Annotated in this window: 18 protein-coding genes, 1 pseudogene and 1 riboswitch; of the genes and pseudogenes, 10 read left to right on the forward strand and 9 right to left on the reverse strand. The window is 69.8% G+C overall.

What is annotated here, in order from left to right:
* The first annotated feature begins 357 nt into the window (after positions 1 to 357).
* Entirely contained in the window at positions 358 to 1,176 is an 819-nt protein-coding gene (locus AB0B63_RS20375) for a hypothetical protein (protein ID WP_357020889.1), read from the forward strand.
* Positions 1,177 to 1,356: 180 nt separating this feature from the next.
* On the opposite strand, the gene AB0B63_RS20380 is transcribed toward AB0B63_RS20375, so the two are convergent.
* Positions 1,357 to 2,607, reverse strand: a complete 1,251-nt coding sequence (locus AB0B63_RS20380; RefSeq protein ID WP_357020892.1) for a hypothetical protein — start codon at positions 2,605 to 2,607, stop codon at positions 1,357 to 1,359.
* Positions 2,608 to 3,274: 667 nt separating this feature from the next.
* Here AB0B63_RS20380 and AB0B63_RS20385 point away from each other — a divergent pair.
* The 3 genes from AB0B63_RS20385 (at position 3,275) to AB0B63_RS20395 (ending at position 4,750) form a co-directional block, all read left to right on the forward strand.
* Complete coding sequence (locus AB0B63_RS20385; RefSeq protein ID WP_357020895.1) at positions 3,275 to 3,679, forward strand: VOC family protein; 405 nt, start codon at positions 3,275 to 3,277, stop codon at positions 3,677 to 3,679.
* Positions 3,676 to 3,957, forward strand: a complete 282-nt coding sequence (locus tag AB0B63_RS20390) for a helix-turn-helix domain-containing protein (protein ID WP_208570228.1) — start codon at positions 3,676 to 3,678, stop codon at positions 3,955 to 3,957. Before AB0B63_RS20385 ends, AB0B63_RS20390 begins: the two co-directional genes overlap by 4 nt.
* A gap of 70 nt (positions 3,958 to 4,027) precedes the next feature.
* The gene (locus AB0B63_RS20395) at positions 4,028 to 4,750 is read left to right on the forward strand and encodes a hypothetical protein (protein ID WP_357020898.1); all 723 of its coding nucleotides are present in this window, start codon (positions 4,028 to 4,030) and stop codon (positions 4,748 to 4,750) included.
* A gap of 177 nt (positions 4,751 to 4,927) precedes the next feature.
* On the opposite strand, the gene AB0B63_RS20400 is transcribed toward AB0B63_RS20395, so the two are convergent.
* Both AB0B63_RS20400 and AB0B63_RS20405 read right to left on the reverse strand, forming a co-directional pair.
* Positions 4,928 to 5,632: a hypothetical protein gene (locus tag AB0B63_RS20400; protein ID WP_357020901.1), complete on the reverse strand. Its 705-nt coding sequence runs from the start codon at positions 5,630 to 5,632 to the stop codon at positions 4,928 to 4,930.
* A 235-nt stretch (positions 5,633 to 5,867) separates the two neighbouring features.
* Complete coding sequence (locus AB0B63_RS20405) at positions 5,868 to 8,021, reverse strand: 2Fe-2S iron-sulfur cluster-binding protein (RefSeq protein WP_357020904.1); 2,154 nt, start codon at positions 8,019 to 8,021, stop codon at positions 5,868 to 5,870.
* Between the two features lie 169 nt (positions 8,022 to 8,190).
* On the opposite strand from AB0B63_RS20405, the gene AB0B63_RS20410 reads away from it, so the two are divergent.
* Positions 8,191 to 8,820, forward strand: coding sequence for a TetR/AcrR family transcriptional regulator (locus tag AB0B63_RS20410; protein WP_208570230.1), 630 nt, complete (start codon positions 8,191 to 8,193; stop codon positions 8,818 to 8,820).
* A gap of 767 nt (positions 8,821 to 9,587) precedes the next feature.
* Here AB0B63_RS20410 and AB0B63_RS20415 read toward each other — a convergent pair.
* Complete coding sequence (locus AB0B63_RS20415) at positions 9,588 to 10,268, reverse strand: NAD(P)H-binding protein (protein ID WP_357020907.1); 681 nt, start codon at positions 10,266 to 10,268, stop codon at positions 9,588 to 9,590.
* Positions 10,269 to 10,422: 154 nt separating this feature from the next.
* Between AB0B63_RS20415 and AB0B63_RS20420 the strand changes: the two genes are divergently transcribed.
* Positions 10,423 to 10,728, forward strand: a complete 306-nt coding sequence (locus AB0B63_RS20420; RefSeq protein ID WP_357020910.1) for a helix-turn-helix domain-containing protein — start codon at positions 10,423 to 10,425, stop codon at positions 10,726 to 10,728.
* A gap of 110 nt (positions 10,729 to 10,838) precedes the next feature.
* Positions 10,839 to 11,132 (forward strand): DUF5984 family protein, encoded by a 294-nt coding sequence (locus AB0B63_RS20425; protein ID WP_357020913.1) that lies wholly within the window; start codon positions 10,839 to 10,841, stop codon positions 11,130 to 11,132.
* A gap of 407 nt (positions 11,133 to 11,539) precedes the next feature.
* Here the strand turns inward: AB0B63_RS20425 and AB0B63_RS20430 are convergent, their stop codons facing one another.
* Positions 11,540 to 12,442 (reverse strand): alpha/beta fold hydrolase, encoded by a 903-nt coding sequence (locus AB0B63_RS20430; RefSeq protein WP_357020916.1) that lies wholly within the window; start codon positions 12,440 to 12,442, stop codon positions 11,540 to 11,542.
* 49 nt (positions 12,443 to 12,491) lie between these two features.
* Between AB0B63_RS20430 and AB0B63_RS20435 the strand changes: the two genes are divergently transcribed.
* Complete coding sequence (locus AB0B63_RS20435; RefSeq protein ID WP_357020919.1) at positions 12,492 to 12,917, forward strand: helix-turn-helix domain-containing protein; 426 nt, start codon at positions 12,492 to 12,494, stop codon at positions 12,915 to 12,917.
* A 179-nt stretch (positions 12,918 to 13,096) separates the two neighbouring features.
* Here the strand turns inward: AB0B63_RS20435 and AB0B63_RS20440 are convergent, their stop codons facing one another.
* From AB0B63_RS20440 to AB0B63_RS20455, 4 genes and pseudogenes are all read right to left on the reverse strand, one after another.
* Positions 13,097 to 13,531, reverse strand: a complete 435-nt coding sequence (locus tag AB0B63_RS20440) for a hypothetical protein (protein ID WP_357020921.1) — start codon at positions 13,529 to 13,531, stop codon at positions 13,097 to 13,099.
* A gap of 100 nt (positions 13,532 to 13,631) precedes the next feature.
* Positions 13,632 to 14,357 (reverse strand): hypothetical protein, encoded by a 726-nt coding sequence (locus AB0B63_RS20445; RefSeq protein WP_357020924.1) that lies wholly within the window; start codon positions 14,355 to 14,357, stop codon positions 13,632 to 13,634.
* 223 nt (positions 14,358 to 14,580) lie between these two features.
* A pseudogene (gene bluB / locus AB0B63_RS20450) lies at positions 14,581 to 15,203 on the reverse strand (5,6-dimethylbenzimidazole synthase).
* A 36-nt stretch (positions 15,204 to 15,239) separates the two neighbouring features.
* Positions 15,240 to 15,439, reverse strand: a riboswitch (cobalamin riboswitch).
* Positions 15,440 to 15,446: 7 nt separating this feature from the next.
* Positions 15,447 to 16,508 carry a kelch repeat-containing protein gene (locus tag AB0B63_RS20455; RefSeq protein WP_357020927.1) on the reverse strand — a complete coding sequence of 354 codons (1,062 nt, stop codon included), beginning with the start codon at positions 16,506 to 16,508 and terminating at the stop codon, positions 15,447 to 15,449.
* Between the two features lie 198 nt (positions 16,509 to 16,706).
* On the opposite strand from AB0B63_RS20455, the gene AB0B63_RS20460 reads away from it, so the two are divergent.
* Both AB0B63_RS20460 and AB0B63_RS20465 read left to right on the forward strand, forming a co-directional pair.
* Entirely contained in the window at positions 16,707 to 16,850 is a 144-nt protein-coding gene (locus tag AB0B63_RS20460; protein WP_357020930.1) for a hypothetical protein, read from the forward strand.
* 501 nt (positions 16,851 to 17,351) lie between these two features.
* Positions 17,352 to 21,635 (forward strand): amino acid adenylation domain-containing protein, encoded by a 4,284-nt coding sequence (locus tag AB0B63_RS20465; protein WP_357020933.1) that lies wholly within the window; start codon positions 17,352 to 17,354, stop codon positions 21,633 to 21,635.

Consider the following 21,635-nt stretch of genomic DNA (forward strand, 5'->3'; position numbering starts at 1 on the left):
CTACGATCCGGCGACCGTCCTTGCCGGGTCGGACCCGGCGCAAGCCCACCGCTGGCGTCCGGCGCTACTGGCCGGCACGCGGACCGGATACGACGGGGAACTGCTGCTACAGCCGGGTCTGCCGCTGCCGCAGCGGGCGACCGTGCTCGCCGCACTCGTTGCGCGGGCGCACCGGCTGGCCGAGGCGTGGAACGTCCAGCTGTCGGCGTTCATGCACCTGACATCCGCCGCCGCGGCCGAGTTGGCCCCGGTGCTCGGGGCGAGCCCGGTGCTCACCGAGGCCATCGCGGTGGTGCCGCTGGCGACCGCCGCCTCGTTCGAGGAACATGTGGCAAGGAGTACGTCGAGTACGCGTACGTGGAGTCGCTCGACGAGGCGGATCAGCAGCGGCTGTGTGCGTACATCGAGCTGGCCGTCTACGACGCGGTGCGGGCCGGCGTGTCCGTCATGCGTGACCTGCTCACCGACGCCGACCCGGGACTGCGCACCGGTGCGGCGTACGCGCTCGCCTGGTTCCCGCAGGACGCGGCCGGCAGCGTCCCCGCGCTCGTCGCGGCGGCCGGGGCCGCAATGGAGGCGTATGAGGGTGAGGCGGCGACCGCCCTGGTGGCGGCCGGGTTGCTCGGTGCCGCGCCCGACGCCGGGCTGCTGACTGATCCGCGTCCGGTGATCCGCTGGGCCGCCGCGATCGGCCGGGCCCGGGTGTTTGGCGTCGACGCCGACGAGGCTTCGGTCGACGAGCTGTTCGCCTGGACGGCCGCCGCCGAGCCGGACAACCGGCCGGCCAATGGCGGGACCGAGGTGCCTTTCCTCGACGGCGACCTCAACGGGTACGCGGGGCTGTCGCTGTGCCTGCTCGACCCCCGGCACACCGATCGGGCGCTCGACGCGCTGCTCGACCGGCTGTCCGTCGCCGTCGGTGAACAGGCGTTGCCGGTGGCGGCCGAGGCGCTGCGCCTGGCCTTCCCCGGCGGCCGGCTGCCCGCCGGGGTGGCCGGCGCTGCGTTGGCTCCCCGGCAACGACGGCTCGTCGAGGTGCTGGCCCGCTCGCCCGGGGCGTGGCTGATCGACGGCGTGCCATTCGGCAACTTCGCCTCGCTCGTCGGCGACTACGGTCTGCCACGCAGCCGGGAAGCGATGCTTGCCTACCTCGACGGACCTCCAGCGGGAAGCTGATGCGGTGTGGGCCGTCAGCGACGGACAGCCGCAACCGGTGGCGAGCCGCCTGAACGTGCCGTTCGCACCGCCCCCGGGCCGGCCGTGGCACTGGCCCGCTCACCGGTGGCCGTCCCGCTGCCCGCGTCACCGGGCGGCTCACCTCAACCCACCGGCGTACGCCTCAACGGCGAGGAGGCGCTACGTGATGTCGAACAGTTGCCTCAGCCGGGCCTCGATCAGGGGTTGGCCGGCGGCGGACACGTCGTAGTGGCCGGCTCCTTCGAGAACGGCGAGGTTGATGTCGTTGTCGTTGATCAGCATCTTGTTGACGGTGTCGTAGGTGACCGTGGCGGGGCTGGTGATGTCGTCGGTGCCGTACAGCCAGAGAATCGAACCGGGCAGGGTCGAGTTCTCCAGTCTGCCCTGGTTCTCCGCGTAGAACCGTTTGTTCTCGGGCAGCGAGTTCGGGGTGTCGCCGCGAACACCGGGGTAGGTGGTCAGCCGGTGTGCCGGCGACGCGTTCAGGTAGTGCTGGATGTCCCGTTTGACCAGGGCGTTGAGATCGTCCAGGCAGGTACGCCAATTGTCGCGGTAGAACCTCAGCATGTTGGGGCCGTAGATCGTGGCGGGGTCGATGTCGTAGCCCGCGTACCGTTCGGTCCTGGTGAAGTAGATGGTCTCCGCGTTGGCGAAGACGAGTTGCTCGATCTGGTGCTCCGTTGGCGGTAGCCCCGATCGCGCGGCCGCCTCGATGTCGTTCCACAGGACCCGGTTCATGGCGGGCACGTCCGGTACCGGGGCGAGGGTGATGGTGCCGCGGTAGTCCAGTTCGGGGTCGGCCATGGTGGCCCGGTCGGAGTAGTACGCGGCGGCCAGGGCGGCGAAGCCACCTTCCGACCAGCCTGCCGGCACCCACTGACCCGACAGTCGGTCACCGAGGAGCCGTTGCGCGGCCACCGCGGCGAAGACCATCGAGTTTCCGTCGCTGGACAGCTCGTAGTAGCCGTGCCCCTCCGGGACACCCTCGGCCACCGGGCCGAGTCCCTCGTAGTCCGGGGCGACCACGGCGATGTTCATCTTCAGGATGGACGCCAGCAGGGCCGCGTTCGGCCCGTCGGCCCACCGGCCGTGCTCCTGGAGTTGCACGCTCGGCGCGCACTCCGGAGCCCACCCGACGGTGCCGTGCCCCCACACCACGAGTGGCCACCCGCCGGCCGGTGGTGCCTGCGTGGGCAGGAACAGCATGGCGGTGGCGTTGATCTGGCCGCCCCGGATACCGGGCATGCGGTAGACGACGAGTTGACCGTCGGCCACGTCGGCGATCACCGAGGGGACGTTACGCAGCGGCGTGGGGGTGCCGACCACGTCCCCGTCGGCGGTCATCTCGACGGTGCCGGTCGGACCACCGTCGGCACCCCATGCCGGGGCGACGGGGATCAACAACCCCACCAGCAGCACGACGAGCGGGAATCCGCGTCGGACACGACCACGTCGTCCGGGTGATCCGATGGGGCAACTGGTCATCGTGCTCCCGTCGTCGTGAGTTCCCGAGACTGTCCCGGGCTGGGCGTCATGCTCCACCACCATCGACGTGACCCGTCGTCTCGTCCGAGCACCACCACAGGGCCCCGGGCAGCCGGGAGCACGTGGCCGTGACGTGTGCCGGGTCGGCAGGCCGGACCCCGCGACGATCCTCCGGTTCCGGTGCCTACGGGTCGAGAATAGGCCCGTGCGGTCAGCTCAGAGGTGGTTTTCCCGGGCCGGCCCCGGGCCGGCGGCGACGACCGGCCCGTCCGACGCCATGACCACCCACCAGGTAGGTGATCGCTGACCCCGGCAGCGGGGAGGAAGCCCTACCCGGCCAGGCCCTCCGTCACCACGTAGACCTCACCGGCACCGGGTCGACCCGACCTACCGGCATCATCGGGGCGACCCGCCGCCAGGCCCACCCAGGAGCACGACGGCCATGGCGCCCTGTGCCTTCTCCGGGATCACACCATGGCGGGACCGTCCTGACGAATTCGCCATGTGGGCGGGTGCCGACTCCTGGTTCCGTGGCTGGACGGCGGACGCACGCCGCTTGACCGGTCACTTGTATTTTGCAAGTATGGACCGCATGAGCCTCTTCATCACCTGCCCGGTCGAGAGCGTCGAGCGCGCAACCGCCTTCTACACCGCCCTCGGCTGGACCCTCAACGCCGAGATGTCCGACCACAACGTGTCGTGCTTCGCGATCGCCCCCGAGCAGTACGTCATGCTCGGCAGCCGCGAGATGTACGCGAGCGTCGGCGGAGTCGAAGAGCTGATCGGCGGACCGCAGACGCCCTCGAAGGTCACGGTCTCGTTCGACCTGGGCAGCCGGGAGGCGGTCGACGAACTCATCGACCGCGCCGGCGCTGCTGGCGGGCGGATCGGTGACACCGACGACTACCCCTTCATGTACCAGCGCCAATTCGACGACCCCGACGGCTACCACTACTCACCGTTCTGGATGAAGACGGACGCCGATCCGACCGCGTGAGCGACCTCGCCGCGGCCCTCGACATCGTCGGAGCACGGTGGGCACTGCTCATTGTGGAACGGCTGCTCGACGGGCCACAACGCTACGGCGATCTGCAGCGTGACCTCGGCGTGCCGACAAACATGCTCGCGATACGCCTACGCGAGCTCGAAGCGGCTGGCGTGCTGATCCGCCTGCCCCTTCGACACAACACCCGGGCCTATGCGCTGACCGATCGCGGGTTCGCCTTGCGCGAGGCGATCGTCGCACTCGGCAACTGGGGCAGGCGCGACTCCTAGTACGGCACCGCCGTCCGGGATCATGGCTGGTCGTCCACAGGAGGCAGAGCATGCAGGGCACGGTAGAGAGATGACTGCTACCGCAGGCGATCCGGTGGTACGAGACATGACGCCGCGCCAAGCGGTCGACGTACGGGCGCACCGCTGGCTGATGATCGTGGGGGCGCTCCTCACCGCCGCAGCCCTGCTGCTGTTGTCGCTTCTGCCTGACCCGCCCGCCGAGGCGGTCGCGATGACGGCATGGGTCGAACGCGGCCACCCGTTGCTGATGTGGAGCAACGAACTGCTGTTCTTCGCGGTCATCTGCTGGGGAGCCGGTGCGCGCGGTCTCTTCAGCGCGGGCCTGGCCGGCCCGTCGGCGCGGATCGACGTGGGAAGGACCGCTCTCACAGTCGCCCTCGTCGCGCTCGTCGTCGTACTGCTCGCGGTGGGGCGTCTGGTCTACCCGGTGTTTGAGATCGACCTGTCAACCGAGGTCGTAGCCCTGCTCGTCAGCTCGACATTCGGCGCACTGCACGTGGCGCTCCTGGGTTTCGCCGTTGCTGCGGTGACGCTCGGCTGGTCGACACGCGCCGGACTGGCCGGGCGAGCTGTCGGCATCGTTGCCGCAGCCGCATTCATTGTGGGCTCCTTCCCCTGGTTGACACCGAACTGGTGGAACTCACTGGTCCCGGTGCTGATCGCCGCGTGGGGCGTGTTTCTCGCCTGCGTAACCCGCACCGGGCATTCTGGCGACGCGACGGAAAGGACGAGTACCACACTGTTGAGCGCAACAACCGCCGTAGAACCATGACGGGAATTCGCGATCGAGACGGCGTGTGTAGTGGGCTTGGGTTTCGGGATAGCCTTCCCCGGGCCTGGTCGATCCAGTCGTCGAGGTCTCTGATGCCTTCTCCTGTGCGGCGGGGGACGCTGTTGCCCGGCGACGAGTGGCCGGCCAGCGATCCAGCTCGCGCTTGCTCGTTTCCGGCTACAGTCCGACCTTGCCCGTGGCCCAGTAGGGCCGCGTGGTGATCGCGCGTCGGTCGAGGAGACCTGCGCCGACGAGTGCTTCTCGTTGGCATTGGATGGACTGGGCATGCCCGAGCAGGAGCACACCGTCGATACCAGTGAGTTCCTCGCGGCGAATCGACTCGTCGAGCCATGAGCGGATCGTGGCCCCAGGACTGTCTGCGAACGCGGCGAGGAATCGGTAATGCGGCCATCGCTCGCGGAGTTGGTCGACCGCGTCGGACGGAGCCTCAACCAGAACGGTCGGCGCGTGAGGGTCGGCGCTAGCGACGGCATCGAGGGTGCCGAGCGCGGAGCCGTCGCCGATGAGTAGCCGCCGAGTGCCAGTCACCCTCAGCGGGACGTAGCGACCGGCCAACAGCGTGGTTTCCGCCCCTGGGCGCAGGTTCTGCAGCCATCGCGCACCCGGTCCGTCGCCGTGAAGGATGCCGAGAATGGTGATGCGGTCGGCTGCCTCGACAGTGCGGACGTTGTAGCGGCGTCCTTCTGTCGCAGTGGCGCGAACCTGCACCTCGTGGCCGGGCCGCCACCCGCCCGTCGGCGGTTCAGCGTGGAACTCGATTTCCAGGAAGTGAGGCGCGACCTGCGCAGCACGCAGCACACGCGCTCGACGTCCCATAAGGGCTTCGGCGATCCTGCCGACGAGGGCCGGTGCTTTAGGCATGAGCGATTCTCCTAACGAGGGGGGCTCAGGGCATTCGCGGTGGGAGGGGGCTTGGTGAATGGGGTTGTCATTCAGCGGCGGGGCCGAGCTGGTGCGCGTCAAGCACGGTTTCTTCCTCGCGAACCTCGTTGCGCTCTTCGGGATGAGGTGATGAGCCGACACGTTTCCCCAGCCTGGGCCGTGACTACCACGTCGTCGACCTGCAAACCCGTCGATCTGCCACCCGGTGTCCAGATCAACCTCGGCCACTTATCGTGGAACGCTCCTGGTCGGCGCGGTCGATGGTCACCTCGGACAGGGGCTGGGCGACACACGTCAGGGTGTAGCCGGCGGCCCGCTGCCGTGGGGTGAGACAGTTCGGCTCGCTCACCACGACGTCGCCGCGGCGAAGCCGCACGACGCACTCGCCGCAGATGCCGACGGTGCAGGAGAACGGCAGGTCGATCCCGGCGGCCAGACCCGCGTCGAGCAGACTCTGGCCGGGTTCGACCGTCCCCGTGCCGACCGGCTGCCCGGCCGCCTCCACGGTCATCGGCCGGGGCGTGGTCGTCGCGATCGTGGTGCCGGCACCCGAGCTGTACGTCTCATGGTGCACCCGCGCGTCCGGCACGCCGAGGCTCGCGAGCACCTTCCGTACGGTGCTCATCAGCGCCTCGGGGCCGCAGACGTAGTAGCGGGCGTCTGCGGCCGGCGTACGGCCGGTGAACCAGTCCACCAGACGGTCCGCGTCGAGGCGGCCGTCCCGGCTGGTCAGGACGTGGGTGACGGACAACCGGTCGGGGTGCTCCGCGGCCAACCGGTCGAGGTCGGCGGCGAAGATGACCTCGTCGGCGTCCCGGCTGCTGTAGAGCAGCGCGATCCGGTCGTGGCCGGCCCGGTCGGCGAGCCGCGTACGGATCATGCTCATCATCGGCGTCACACCGCTGCCGGCGGCGACGAGCACCATCTCGGTCGGCGGCTCGGTCTCGGTGTGGAACGTCCCGGACGGGCCGTGCAGGCCCAGGAGGTCCCCGACGCGCAGCATCCGGTGCACGTGGCCGGAGAGTCGCCCTCCCTCGACATACTTGACGGTGACCTCCAGCCGCGTCGCCCCCGGCGCGGACGAGGCCGAATAGGCGCGTCGGACCGGTCGGCCGTCGACCTCGACGACGAGCGTGAAGTACTGGCCGGGCCGGAACGCGAAAGGGTCGGGCCGTCCGGCGGCGTCGTCGAGGACGAGCGTGACGGTGGTCGGCGTCTCCCGGCGCATCTCCACGACGCGCACCTCCCGCAGCGGACTCCCGGCCCGGTCGCCGTCGGTCCGTCGCCCGTCCGCGACGTCGGCGTAGCCCTCCCTACGCAGCGCTGAGCGGTAGGCGCGGCGCATCACCACCCGCAGCGCCCGCGACAGCCCCGGGATCGCGCCGATGACCCTGAACAGCGCCGCAGGCGGCCCGCCCGACGCGTCCGCCGAGTTCGTGGCGAGGTGCTCCAACGCGATCATGGTGAGATCCGGCGCGGCACTGCGGTCGAGGTGCGCGCCGGGATGCCACAGCCGGGCCCGGGCCACCGCGTCGTTGCCGGTCACCTCGGCGTGTTCGACGTCGATGACGAGCGCCGCGTGCGGTGCCAGCCCGCGCAGCGCGAGGGTCCGTAGCAGTGCCGGATCGTCGGTTACCACGCCGCGCCCGCGTACGTGCAACACCCCGCTGCGGCCGGGCACGAGCGCGGCGAAGGCGAGCCGCTCATCCTGCAGCAGGTTGTGTAGCGTGTCGGCGCCTTTGTTGCCCCTGCGGTCCGGGAGCACGAGCGTCCGACCGTCGAGGATCCGGACCACCGTTCCCCGGTCGCCTCGGGGACTGGTGTCGCTGCCACCCTCGGTGTCCCAGCTCGACAGTGCGAGGAACGGCGCTGCGGCGAGGAACTCGGCCACACCGGGCGCCCCAAGCGGCTCGTCGACGGCGAGCTGCGGGGCCGGCGCGGCCTTCGCGGGTGGTTGCCACAGGCCGGACCGGAGGATGGCCTGCGCGCAGTGGACCCACGCCTGCCTGATCACCACCGTGGTCCGTGCTCCCTGCTGGGAGGTGACCGTGCCGTTGACGCGCAGGACCTCGCCGACTCCAGGCAGCAGGAAGAACATCGACGCCGGCCCGGGGACGGCGTCGGCCTCGGGGAGGGCGAACGAGACCCGCGTGGGGGAATGGACGTGGGTGAACCCGGCGACGCCACCGACGAACGTCGTCCGGCTCGTGCCGCCGGTGTCGCGGTAGCCGAACGCCGCGATCGGGCTGTGGGCCAGGACGGTGCGGCAACCTGCGTCGATGGCGCCGACCTGCTTGAGCATGACCATGGACGGCGGGCGGCCGACGAGCGCCTCGACCTCGTCCACGGTCGTGAGTCGATGCAGCACCACGGTTCCTCTCAGCCAGGCGCGGGGTGAACCACGTAGCCGGCGAAGGTGCCGTCGGCTGTCGGTGCACCGACTCGACGAAACCTTGTATCAGCAGCTCAGGGTAATATTATGAGCAATAGCTCAGCTCTTTGCCTACTCGCTTTCCGTGCCCCGGAAGGACCATCGGATGCCGTCAGCCGACCGTCGTCTTCAGCCTCGTCGCGAGCCCCGCCAGGTGCGGGCCGAGCTCACCCGGGAGCGCATCCTGGCCGCCGCTGCTCACATTTTCAGCGAGTACGGCTACGCCGCCGGCACCACGAACCGCATCGCCGAACGGGCCCGGATCTCCATCGGATCGCTGTACCAGTACTTCCCGAACAAGGACGCGATCCTCGCCGCGCTGCTGGTGCGGCACATCGACCGCGGCACCTGGACCCAGGCCGACGAACTCGACCTGTCCCCGGGCACCCTCGCAGCGACGGTCCGGGCCCTGGTCCGCGACGCGATCGACAACCACAGCGAGGACCCACAGCTGCTACGCATCATGATCGAGGAGGCACCGCTGTCGCAGGAACTGCTCGACACCGTCGACCGGCACGGCAAGCAACGCGTCGCCCAGATCCGCGACCTACTCGCCCGGCACCCGGACGTCCGCGTGACCGACCTCGACACGGCAGCCGAACTCATCGTGCTCACCGTGGAGATCAACACGCACAAGCTGATGGCCGATCCCCGGCCGATCCCGGTCGAACGATTCGAGCGTGAGCTGGCAAACATGGTCACCCGATACCTGCACGGGGACCGACACACGGAATGACCGCAGTAGTGGGGCGGCGGACCAGCACCGGCCTACTGGTCGAATGAGGTCGGCCGCCGCTGACCCGTTTCCTACTCAGACGCGGCGTGGCGAGTACAGACGTACTGGAGAAGGTCGTGCAGGGCGTTCGCGCCGTACGGCCGGCAGAGTCGGACCGCCTGGCCAAGCTTCTGGACGAGGCCCGGGCGCCCGAACCCGAGGGGCTGCCGGAGGGCCGCCGTCGACGGTTGGCGCAGGTGACGGTCCGACAACGGACCGGCCACCAACCGGGTCTCCCACGGCCCTCTACTACGAGCAGACCTACACAACCTCTTCGACCAGGGGCTGCTCTGGATCGACGACTCGTACCGGGTTCAGCGTGCGGAGGGGCTCGACCACTACGGTGAGTTCGCCGGGTCGACCTCCCGCCGACGGCGGATCCCGCGCACCGGCCGGACCAGCGGGCGTTGGCGGCGCACCGCCGCGACCACGGCATCGAGTGACGGCTTCCGCAGCCGACCGACCCCAAAGGGTGCGGCCGAGCGTGTGCGCGGGGTGGTGGTCGGGATGCGACGGGAGGGAACAGCTCCCGCCTCTCGTGGCATCGGGAGGTTCTGGGTGGCGGGCCCACGGGTCGTTGCACCCGGGTTCCGGCACCCGTTCACTCCCCGAAAATCCCGCTAGCGGTTGATGATCAGTGACAGTCGAAGGCTATCGGCTGATGATGTCAATGCAGCTCGGTGCCCGTCTCTGACAATCAACGACACGGCTGTGGACGCTACGGGTCGTCATGACGGATTCCCGATCAGGGGGAGGGGGCAGGCCACCGAGATCAGTTCACGGTGGTGCTGCGGCGTCTCGACCTCGTCGATGAGGGCGACCGCGAGGTCGGCGTAGGAGAAAGGCGGCGAACCTTCGGCGGACGGGTGCAGCGCCTTGCCACCCACCCGGTAGTTGCCGGTCCGCTCCGCCTCGGCGTCCAGGACGACCGGCGGCGGTACCACGACGACGTAGTCGAGGGACGCGTCGCTGCCCTCCAGGACCGCGATCTCCGCGGCGTGGCCGAGTGAGAACTCCTTGCCCGCCTCCGGGAAGCCCGGAGTGTCGTGCACGGCCACGCCGGGCGACACCTCCAGCACGGTGCCCACGCCGACGACCGCGAGCCGGTTGACGCCGGCCTTGCCCAGGCCGCCGACGAGCGCCTCGGCGGCCGCCCGGTAGAAGTCACCGGCCGGGACGTCGGGCCGGAAGACGGTGGAGACGGCAGCGACGGCACCGGCTGCCGCAGCCGCGACGCTGTCAGCGTCGGTCACGTCACCGGTCACCACGGCGACGCCGCCGCGGCCGAGATCCGAGTACTGGGACGGGTCACGCACGACCGCGATCACCTCGTGTCCGCGGGAGACGGCCTCGTCCACCACCTTGCGCCCCGCCTTACCGCCGGCGCCGAAAACCACGATCCTGCTCATCAAGAAATCCTTCCGTCGGCGTAGCCCGAACGGTAGCGGCCGACTCCTTGGTTACCGCAACGATACGAAGGAAATTGCTATCGTCACGGGCATGACTGCGCCACTGGATCCCGCCATGTTTTCGCGATGCCGGACCACGACTCTGCCGATGCGGATGAGTAACAAGTGGAGCGCGAAAATCATGGTGTGCCTCAAGGACGGCCGACGCCGTTTCTCCGAGCTGCAGGCTCCCCTGCAGGGTGTGACGCCCAAGGTCCTGGTCGAGTCACTGCGCGCGATGGAGCGCGACGGCATCATCACCCGTACGTCCTATCCCGGTGTCCCGCCCCGGGTGGAGTACGAGTTGACCGACCTCGGCCGGTCCCTGCTGGAGCAGGTCAGCGTTTGGTGCGACTGGGCCGAGGAGCACCTCGACGAGCTGCTCGCTGCCCGCGAGATCTATGAGCGACGCAGCGCCTGAGGGGTGACCGGCCCCGGGCCCTCCCAGCGACAGGGTCAGGGGCGCCGCTGCCAAGGTGCCGCAGCTCCGCCGGAAGACTGGCCACCTGCGGCGATCGCGACGAGATAACCGTGGATTGGCGGCACGAGGACGACGGTGAGATCGGTTTCACCGCCGACCCCACCGTCCAGCTCGGCGTCCCGACCGCCGCATACCGGGAGGCCGTTGACACTCTTCACCGGGAGCTGACGGACACCATGGGGCAGCGGGTCGAGGAGCTGGAACACCATGGCGGGCTACCTCACGTACACCTTGACGTCGCCCTTGTGCGGCGCGGACACGAACGTCGGCGGCACTGGCTGACCAAGAACCTGGAATGCTGCCCGCAGACCGACTGGGACACGGTCCGTCGATCAGGTTGTTGAGGATCCGGGTGGGAAGTGACGGAGTGGGCTGGGGCGGGACGCATTGGGGTGGCAACTTTCCAGATACCTGATCGGTGGCTTGTTCTCCTCGGGACTGCAGCTGGGATGCGGAGCATTCGTTGCCGATGCGCTCTGGGTGGGATCGGACGATCCCCCTGAGTGGACGTTCTATTTCGCGTCTGCCGGATGCCTCGTGGCGCCGGCGGTCTTGGCCGCGGGCTGGCTGCTGACCAAGAGTGACAGGTCGAGGCCCTACGGGCGTGGCGCAGTCATTGGAACAATGGTGTCGAGTTCATTGATGGTGCTGGCCATGATCGTGGGATGCTCGCCACCCTGGCTCCTTGCCTGAATGGATATTTGAGCCTCAACCCGAACCCCCGTCTACCTGGCCGGCGGTCCGGGATCTGTCATTCATCCATGTCGTCGGTGTGGAACGACGGTGGTGCCGATGTCGCCCGAGCTGCGGTTGCCACCACGATCGAGGCGAGGTCCCCAGGGGCGTCGACGGGGACGAGGTGTCCGCTGTCCGGGAGCAGGCGCTGGTCGAGGTGGTCCGCGATCAGCGTGAGTTGGCGCGCGGGTGCGTCTCCCACCGTTGAGGCGCCGATGGCTGTCACGGGCCTGGTCAGTCGGCCCTGCTCGGCCCAGGAACGGTTCCACTGGGCGTTCGTGGGCATCGCGCGGTAGTGCTCGAAGGCCGCGTGCAGGCTGTCTCGTCCCGTGTAGGCGCGGACGAAGTGCCGTGCGAGGTCCTCCGGGACCCCGCTGCGGGACCCGATGGTGAGGAAGAACCGGATGTAGCGGTCCTCGTCGCCGTTCAGGATGTTCTCGGCGAGGCTGCCCGGTGTCTGGTGGAACCCGAACCACCACGGTCCGCCGGAGCCGAGGAACGCCTCTGCGCCGGCGAGTCCGCTGATGACCGCCTCCACGATGGTGAGGCTGAGTACCCGATTCGGGTGGGCGGCGGCGAGCGCGAATGCGGGCGCGGCGCCGACGTCGAAGCCGACGACGTGCGCCGACTGTAGGTAGAGCGCGTCGAGGAGGCGAACCTGGTCCGTCGCGAGGCTCGCGGCGTCGTAGCCGCTCGCCGTCCGCTCGGTGTCACCGGTGCCACGTAGGTCGGGCATGAGCACTTCATGGCCTGCGGCAACCAGCAGCGGCTCCACCTCCCGCCAGATCTCCTTGGTGTGCGGAAAACCATGGAGCAACAGGACGGGGCTTCCGGCACCGGCCCGGCGCACGCTCACCCGGAGATCATCGAGCTGGATCATCTCGATCGTCGAACGGTGGACCCGGGCGGCACGCCTCATCACGACTCCTAGTTACCATTGGTTACCAGGAAACGATAGGAGAGCTTGGGTGAGCACGAAAGAAGGCACATCAGGCACGCTTGGTCACCCTGAGGTAACCACCGAACGGCACGGTGACCTCTTCGACGCCAACTGCCCGACGCGGCTGCTGCTCGACCGGGTGGGATCGAAGTGGACCGTCATGATCGTGTTGCTGCTCGCCGACGGACAGGAGCTGCGGTTCGGTGCGCTGCGCCGCCGCATGCCGGGTGTGTCCCAGAAGATGCTCACCCACACCCTGCGTCAACTCGAAGACGACGGCCTCGCCCACCGCCGGGTGGAACCCACGAGTCCGCCCGCCGTGCACTACTCGTTGACAGCGCTCGGCGACACGCTCGTCGGTCCTCTGCGCGAACTCAAACGCTGGGCCGAGCTGAACATGGGCGCGATCGACGCGCTGCGTACGGCTGCGGTCAAGGCCCGTCACGACCAGTAGGCAAGGAGGGCGGGCGGATCCTGTCACGGGGTGATGGTCGAAACCCGCGTACCCCCGGCAGGCTGACGCCAGGCCGGCACCCCGACCGGATGGAAGCCAGCACCACCCCGGTCCTTCCGTCGTTTCCGGGTGGGCCGCCTGCCCGGTCAGCCCGGCACGCCCTGCTGCTCCCGCTCCCGTCAGCCGCCCGGGCAGCGGTTGTCGCCGCCGCTGAGTTCCACGCAGTGCCCTGGCGGGCCGGGCGTCGTGTCTGCCGGCACCGGAGTGAGACCCCGCCCGACGGATGCGGCGAACGGTAGGGCGGGCACGGCGATCACGACGGTCAGCACCAGGAAGACGATCGCGGTTCGGACCAGCCGCAGCCGGTACGCGACGAGCGCGATGACTGCCGGGCCGGCGACCGCCACCAACGCGGCGACCAGCAGGGCCCGGCTCGCCTGGCGTCCGAGGCCCACCAACTCGTCGGGCCGGCCGTCGTAGTTGGCGTTCCACTGCGCCAAGCCGATGCGCAGCCACCACGCGGCTGCCGCGATCAGCCCGCCGATCCAGACCAGGACCAGGAGCCCCACGATCGGGCCACCCCACCGACGTGCGCCGGCCGCCTCAGACGTCATGCGGTCCAGCGTGGACGGCCCGACCCGACCGGGCATGAGTCGGCGTACTCAGCGCGCCCGTCGAGGCTGTGTTCGTCGGCCCGGGGACATCCGACCGCAGTCAGGCGCGGGCGCTCGGGGCTGGTTTCTCCGTGAGCTGCCACCGGTCGCCGTGACCCGCGGCGATCACGACCGCCTCGACCAGTCGTCGGGCCGCCGCCGGGTCACCGGCGAGTGCGCTGGTGGCTCCGAGGCCGACCGGTGGCCCGCCGGCGAGGCTCGCGGCCACGGCGGTCAGCCGCCGGTCGCGGTCCGGCACGTCGGCGGTCGCCGCGAACCCGACCACCGCCGCCCAGTCGGTGACCTGTCCCATCCGCACGACCTCGTCGTCCCACAACAGATCCAGGATCCGCACGAGGTCGCCGAAGCCCGGCTGGTCGGGGAGCGCGGTGAAGGTCAGCAGGTGTACGGCGGCCTGCTTGCCGAGCGTGGCGCCGGTGGCGATGTCGGTGCTCAGGGCGATCCGGATCTCGTCACCGGTGAACCCCGAAGCGAAGTCCGGCGGGGGAGGCCTCCGGTGCAACGGCGGCGCGGTGTCGGGGTCGGTCAGCAACTCCGCCACCCGCCGGCACTCCACACACGGCGGCAACGTGGTGATGTCCAGGTACGTGTCCCTGCGGTACGCCTCGTAGGCAAGGTCGATCGCCCACTGGTCATTGCCCCAGACCGGACGCTCCGGAGTGGAGCACAAGGTGTATCCCCGACTCCCGTACTCGCCGGCGCGTTCGAGAGCGAGATCCACCGACAGGTGGTGGAACGTGCCGTCCGTACACGGTCGAGGTGTCATCGTGTCCTCCACACCACCGGGTGCTTCGCCGGTCGTCGGTGACAATGAAGTCTACCTGTCTCGGGCAGTATTCCGGATTGCCGATTACTACCCTGCGCAGATCCAATGGTAATCCCATCACCGTCAAAATCCATCAATGGGTATTCAGGAAGTCGACGGGGGATCGACCCAAACCCGTATTGCAGAGCCGAAGCGCACTGTCGTCCACAATAAAAATGAGGATTCAGCTGTGCGGCCAGCGGTCGTGGTGGACCGCCTCGGCGAGAGGTCGGCGTCGACGCCACCCGTGCCGTTCCAGGTCGGGCACGGACTCCAGGTGGGTGACCGGCCCGACGCAGAGCCAGGCCACCGGCCGGATGCCGGCCGGTACGCCCAGCAGTCCGGCCAGGAACGACTCCCGGTAGAAGGAGACCCACCCGACGCCCAGCCCTTCGGCGGTGGCGGCGAGCCAGAGGTTCTGGATGGCCAGGCAGACCGAGTAGAGACCGGCGTCGGCGATGGCGTGCCGCCCGAGCACTGCCGGGCCCCACGCTGCGGGTCGTACGTGACGACGACCGACAGCGTCGACTCCAACACCCCGTCGATCTTGATGCCCGCGAACCGTTCGGCCGCCGCGCCGTCCAGGGTGGCGGCGAACGTCGCCCGCTCGGCCTGCACGTGCCGGTGGAACCGACGACGGATGGCAGGGTCCCGGACCAGGACGAAGTCCCACGGCTGTGAGTAACCGACGCTGGGTGCGGCGTGCGCGGCGTCCAGGATCCGGTGCAGGGCGCCGTCCGGCACCGGTTCCCCGGTGAACTGGGCCCGGACGTCCCGGCGGCGGTGGATGGCGTCGTAGAGTTCCACAGGCAGGCTCCCGCTGCGCTCGGCCCACCCCGGACGGGCGGGCGGTCGACGCGAGGCCGGTCTTCGGACTCCCGGATCGACGCCAACCCGTCCGCCTTCCCAGCCGTACGGCCAGTGGCTGCGCTCCTCGCGCCTGGACGGTCGCTCCCCGGTCACCGCGGCGGGCCCGTGCCGGAATCACACCGGCTTCCCGATTCTCCCCGCACCCGCGGGGCACCTCGCACGATCATGCCGCCGCCGATGCTAGCCCGTGCCGGTGACGCAGGCCGGCCACGCCCCCGGCGGGCGGCGGGCGGTCACCCGCGCGGACTCCACCCCGGCGGTGTGCCCGCCGATCGCGAAGATCCTCCTGCCGCTGGTGACCGCCGCGCCTTCACGATGGGCGGTGGTGGTGCCGGTGACCGTCGCCCAGGTGCCGGTGTCGGGTGAGTACGCGTCCACCCGGGTGGTGTCCACGCAGTCGACCGGTCTTCCCGAAGGGTCGGTGACCAGTTCACAGCCACCTGTCGCATAGATCCGGCCGTCCGGGCCGGTCGTGGCGTCGACCAGACACCGCCGGCTGGGAAGCGGCGCGAGAGTCGCCCAGGTGTCGGTGGTGGGCGAGTACGCCTCGACGACGTCGAGGACGTTCAGGACGCCGTCCCCGCAGCCGCCGATCGCGTAGATCCGCCCGTCTGGTCCGCCGGTCACCCCCATCTCGTTGCGCGGTGTGGGCATCGACGCCGCGGTGGTCCACCGGTCCACCGTCGGTTCGTAGACCTCCAGGGTGGACAGCGAGCCGTGACGGTCCCCGCCGACGGCGTAGACCCGGCCGTCGGTGCCGGCCGTCGCGGCGAGCAGTTGCCGTCCGCTGGGCATCGACGCGACGGGCACCCAGTGGTCGCCGCCCGGCGTCAGGGCGAGCACGGAGCTGAGGAACGGTCCCTCGGCACCGGGAGAGCTGCCACCGATCGCGTAGACGCGCCCGTCCCCGCCGGTGGCCGCCGCGTGGCGGTACCGGGGCTGGGGCAGCGACGGACCGGCCCTCCACCGCCGCGTCCGAGGCGTGTAGACCTCCACCACCGTGGTGACCGAAGCCGCGTCGGCACCCCCGATCGCGAAGATCGACCCGTCCGGCGCCGTGGCCGCCGCCAGCGCGAAGCGGGAACTCGACAGCGCGTCGTCGGCCCGCCAACGGAGGGCGGGTCGGTCGCCCCTGACGGCGGCACCGGCGACGGGTGCCGGCAACTGGGCCACCGCGACGGCAATGGCGAGGAACAGCGTCCTCCATGGTGCGACGCGGCCGAGAATGCGAATTGTCGTCACGACTGGGCGCTCCCTTCGCGCTGAGTCGACGGGCGTTTTCCGCTGATCGGCAGGCTAGCAGTCCGGCGTACGCGGCAGCCGCGAAGAACCTGCCAATTTCCCCGAGGGTGAAAATGGTGTCGTGGCTGATTGTGTGTTCGCTCGGGGAAGCTGTTGCCGGTCACCTGTCGGGGTAGTGTCGCGCGATGCGGAAAGGAATTGTCCTCACCTGTGCCGTGGGTGGTGCCGGCGTCGGGCGGGGAGCGCGACGACGTGGTCGTCGCACCGGCTGCCGCCCGTGGTGAGGGGGTCGGCACCCAGCGGGACGGTCCGGCCGCCACGCCGGGCGGCGCGTCGGCGTGACGTTACGGGGCTGTCCGGCCGGCCAGGTCCGCACCCGGTCCCCGGCGGGATCCTGGTGGTGCACCGCCCTCCGGCGGAACACCCCTCGGGTCCATCGACCCGGCACCGGTCGGGCGTCCGCCACGCGCAGTGACCGCCGACTGCGCCGAAACCGGGACGGTTCACCATGATGGGCAGCGCTACGGACACCTGACCATGAGCCATGCGGACCAGCTCAAATCATCCGCAACCCCCGCCGGTGAACTTCCGGCCGGCCATCGATACGTATTGACGCACCTCATCGCTAATGTTACCGTCAGTCATACTCTGGTCGCTAGCTGTGGCAATAGATCGAAGCAATATCCGGCACCGACCGATGACGCTGTCCAAGTTGATTCACCGTAGGTCACCCCGTGGCGAAACAGCGCCGGGTTCGCTCCCGGGCACTGACATCTCTGTGATTACGCGACACGAGTTTGCGCTTTTTCGACAGATTGCGGGTGTCTGTAGGAAGGAGAGGTAGTGACCGAGGCCCCGGTGGATTCGGCACACACGACGGATTCGGCTGAACTGCCACTGTCGTTCGCCCAGGAACAGTTGTGGTTCCTCGACCAACTCGCCCCCGGCACACCGACGTACAACGTCGCCGTGCTGTACCGGATCGACGGCGACCTGGATCACTCGGCACTACAGACCGCGATGACCCGGGTCGTCGCCAACCACGACATCCTCCGCGCGCGCTTCGACGCGCACGACGGCGTTCCCTACCAGGTCATCGCAGCTCCTCCGGAGCAGGCGCTCGTGATCGACGACTTCACCGAAGCGGGGGAACTCGGGGAGACCCGTGCCCTCGACGCGGCGACCACGCTGACACGGACACCGTTCGACCTGGCCGTGGGCCCGCTCTACAGGTTCCGCCTGTTCCGCGTCGCAACGGAACGACACCTGTTGTCCATCGTCATTCACCACATCGTGTGTGACGGCTGGTCCATCAACCTGATCAGTGACGAGATCCGCAGGTCGTACGCGGCGATCCGGCAGGGTCACGAACTCCCGGCCGGCCGGGCCGCCACCGACTACGCCGATTTCGTCAAGGCCCAGCGGGTCGCCTTCGAAGACGGCACCTTCGAAGCGCAGCTCACCTACTGGAAGTCCCAACTGTCGGGCCTGCCGGCGTTGAACCTGCCGGCTGACCACCCGCGACCGCCGTACACCGTCCACCGCGGCGAACACCTCAGCCGGGTCTTTCCGGCATCGACCGGTGCCACCGCGCGCCGCCTCGCCCGGTCGCAGAAGGTCTCGCTGTCGATGCTCCTGACCGCGGCCCTCGGGGTGGTCCTGTCCCGTTACACCGGTGAGGAGGACCTCGCCGTCGGCACCACCGCACTCGGCCGGTCCGATCCCGACCTGGAACAGGTCGTCGGCATCTTCGTCAACGCGGTGGTGCTGCGGCTGGACCTGTCCGGAAAGCCCACCTTCGCCGAGCTGCTCGATCGGGTCAAGGACACCTCCCTGCGGGCCTACGAGCTTCAGGACGTGCCGTTCGAGCGGGTGGTCGACCGCCTTGCCGTCCCCCGCGACCCCAGCCGCAATCCGTTGTTCGACGTCCTTCTCCAGGTGCTCAGCGAGGAGACCGGCAGCGGCTCCCTCGACCTGCCCGGAGCCACCATCAGTGTGGTCGACCAGCAGACGATGCACTCCCGGTTCGACCTGTCGCTGACCTTCGCCGAGTCGGCGACCGAGCTGCGGGTGTCGGCGGAGTATTCGACGGAGCTGTTCGCCCGGTGGCGCATCGAACAACTACTCACCCACATCGAACGCGTCCTGACCGGTGCGGCCGCCGACCCCGGCATCAGGGTGTCCGAGATCGACCTGCTGTCCGCCGACGACCGGGCCGAGCTGATGCGGCTGGGTCGCGGTCCGGACGACGCCGTCCGCTCCGATCCCGTGCACGTCCTCGTCGCGGAACGGGCCGCAGCGGCACCCGACTCCGTCGCGGCGGTCTTCGAGGGCGTCGAGCTGACCTACGGGGAACTGGACCGACGTGCCGCCGTCCTCGCCGCCCACCTGAGGCACCGGTGCGGGGTCAGACACGAAGAGTTGGTGGGGGTCGCGATGGACCGCGGCCTGGACGTCCTCGTGGCGTTCCTCGGTGTCGCCAAGGCGGGCGCCGCGTACGTGATCCTCGACATCGACCACCCGGTCGGCCGCCTGGAGTTCATTCTCGACGACACCGACGCACACGTGGTGCTGACCACGAGCGACCTGCTCGCCAGCCTTCCCGAGCCCCGATCACGTCGTTACCTGTGCCTGGACCGCGACTGGCCGGACATCGAGTCCGCCGGGGCCGGGGGAGCAGGCGACCCGCTCGACGAGGTGAGCACCGGGGACTCGTTGGTCAGCGTGATCTACACCTCCGGTTCGACGGGCCGCCCCAAGGGGGTGCTGACCGAGCACCGGGCGCTGGTGTCCTACCTGGTCCCGTTCGCCGAGACCTTCAAGTTCGGCCCCGGCGACCGGATCCTGCAGTTCGCGTCACTCGCCTTCGACCTGTGCCAGGCAGAGGTCTACACCGCGCTCATCAGCGGCGCCACGCTCGTGTGTGCCCGCCGGGAGACCCTGCACTCGACGGAGTCGCTGTCCGCGCTGATCCGCGACGAGCACATCACCTTCGTCGGCGCACCTCCGACGCTGCTGGCGCTGCTCGACGACGGCCCGTACCCGCACCTGCGCCACGTGTTCACCGGAGGTGAGGCGTGCCCGGCCGAACTGGCCAACCGGTGGAACGTCGCGGGTCGGACGTTCGTCAACGGCTACGGCCCCACCGAGGCGGCGATCGGCGTGACGCTGCACGTCGTACCCCGCGGGGAATACCGGACCTCGCCGCCCATCGGCGGGCCCATCACCCGACGTCGCTTCTACGTCGTCGACGAGCAGTTGACGCTGGTGCCGGTCGGGGTGCCGGGTGAACTGCTGATCGGTGGCGACGAGGGGCTTGCCCGCGGCTACCTCAACCGCCCCGACCTGCACAGCGAGAAGTTCATCCCGGACCCGTTCCGGTCCACCGGACGGGTGTACCGCACCGGCGACCTCGTCCGCTGGAACCGCGAGGGCCACCTGGAGTTCCTGGGCCGGATCGACACGCAGATCAAGCTGCGGGGCCTACGGATCGAGGTCGAGGAGATCGAAGCGGTGCTGCGTACCCATCCCGCAGTCGACACGGCGGCGGTGAAGCTGGCCGAGGACGCACGGGGCCAGCAGATCCTCGCCGGCTACGTGACCCTGACCGGGTCGACGGAACCATCGGTCGCCGAACTGCGCCGGCACGCCGCCCAGTTCCTGCCGTCATACATGGTCCCGCAGGCCTGGCGGGTGCTGGAGAGCCTGCCGATGTCGCTCAGCGGCAAGCTCAACCGGAGGGCACTGCCCGCACCGGCGGCGTACGTCCAGGCCGACCGGGCGGTCGTCGCGCTGGCCACCCCGACCGAACGGCAGGTCGCCGCCGTCTTCGCCGACGTCCTCGGCATGGCCGCCTGGCGACTCAGCGCCGACGACGACTTCTTCGAACTGGGTGGCAACTCGCTGCAGGCGATGCGGGTCATCAGCCGGGTCAACCAGGCGTTCAGCGCGAAACTCGGCGTCCGGACCCTGTACGGCTCGCCCAACCTGCGCGACTTCGCCCAGCAGGTGCACCTGCAGGCCGTCGCACCACCGGCCGCCGATCCGGCCGCCGAACCGCCCCACCAGCAGGCGGGCCCGCCCGCCGATGCGCTGAGCCTGGCGCAGACGATCGCGCTGGCCATGACCGACGTCCTGGTGTCACCGGCCACCCCGGCCGCCGTCACCGACAACCTGTTCGCACTCGGCGCCGACGAGGAGCACGCGGCGAAGCTGCTCCAGCTGATCGAGCAACGCCTGGGCACCCGGATCACGGCCCGGGACCTGTACACGCCCGTCGTCCTCGCCGCAGCGGTGCAGGCGCGACGGGCCGCCGACCAGCAGGCCGACACCTGGTCGCCGCTGGTGACCCTGGCCGCCGCACCCAACGACGGCACATACCCGCCGCTGTTCTGCGTCCCCGGCGCGTCCGGCTCCCCGTCCATCTTCGCCGGAGTCGCCCGCCGACTGAGCCCGGAACGGACGATCATCGGTCTCGAAGCGCCGGGGCTGGAGCCGGGTCAGCACGCACTGCCCGACGTGGTGGCGTTGGCCGGCCGTTTCGTAGCGGCGATCCGGGAACGGCAGCCGACGGGCCCGTACCATCTGCTCGGCTGGTCGATGGGTGGGTTGGTCGCGTTCGAGATGGCGCGGCAGCTCACGGAGGCCGGTGCGCCGGTGCCGTTCCTGACCGTCGTCGACACCCCGCTGCCGGACCCGTCCCGGACACCCGACGACCGGCGCACCGTCGAACAGTTCGTCGCCGACATCGCGGCCGTGGCCGGTCGGGACGCCCCCGAACTCCCCCCGGGCTACCAGGGCCTTCCCGACCAGTTCGACGCGCTGTACGCGCTCCTGCGGGACACGGTGCTACCGGCGGAGATCGGGCCGGATCAACTCGGTTGCCGCCTGTCCGTCTACCGGGCCAGCGTGCGGGCCACCTTCCGCTACCGGCCCACCTGGACCTACCCCGGCCGGCTCTCCGTGCTCAGAACCCCGGGGTCGGTACCGGCCGGGCAGTGGGCCCCGCTGGCGGCCACGGTACGCGAGTACCGCGCCCCCGGCACGCACCACTCGATGTGGTCCGGCGAGCACCGCCCCGTACTCGCGGCGGTCATCGACACCCTCCTCGCCGCAGCGGGAGAGTGA

Source organism: Micromonospora sp. NPDC049081 (assembly GCF_040648835.1).
In the GTDB taxonomy this organism is placed as follows: Bacteria; Actinomycetota; Actinomycetes; order Mycobacteriales; family Micromonosporaceae; genus Micromonospora; species Micromonospora antibiotica.

Excerpts from the sequence above, each read along its gene's own strand:
- AB0B63_RS20385 (WP_357020895.1), top strand. The coding sequence starts at position 3,275 with ATGAGCCTCTTCATCACCTGCCCGGTCGAGAGCGTCGAGCGCGCAACC.
- AB0B63_RS20395 (WP_357020898.1), top strand. The coding sequence starts at position 4,028 with ATGACTGCTACCGCAGGCGATCCGGTGGTACGAGACATGACGCCGCGC.
- AB0B63_RS20400 (WP_357020901.1), bottom strand. The coding sequence starts at position 5,632 with ATGCCTAAAGCACCGGCCCTCGTCGGCAGGATCGCCGAAGCCCTTATG.
- AB0B63_RS20410 (WP_208570230.1), top strand. The coding sequence starts at position 8,191 with ATGCCGTCAGCCGACCGTCGTCTTCAGCCTCGTCGCGAGCCCCGCCAG.
- AB0B63_RS20415 (WP_357020907.1), bottom strand. The coding sequence starts at position 10,268 with ATGAGCAGGATCGTGGTTTTCGGCGCCGGCGGTAAGGCGGGGCGCAAG.
- AB0B63_RS20420 (WP_357020910.1), top strand. The coding sequence starts at position 10,423 with ATGAGTAACAAGTGGAGCGCGAAAATCATGGTGTGCCTCAAGGACGGC.
- AB0B63_RS20430 (WP_357020916.1), bottom strand. The coding sequence starts at position 12,442 with ATGAGGCGTGCCGCCCGGGTCCACCGTTCGACGATCGAGATGATCCAG.
- AB0B63_RS20440 (WP_357020921.1), bottom strand. The coding sequence starts at position 13,531 with ATGACGTCTGAGGCGGCCGGCGCACGTCGGTGGGGTGGCCCGATCGTG.
- AB0B63_RS20445 (WP_357020924.1), bottom strand. The coding sequence starts at position 14,357 with ATGACACCTCGACCGTGTACGGACGGCACGTTCCACCACCTGTCGGTG.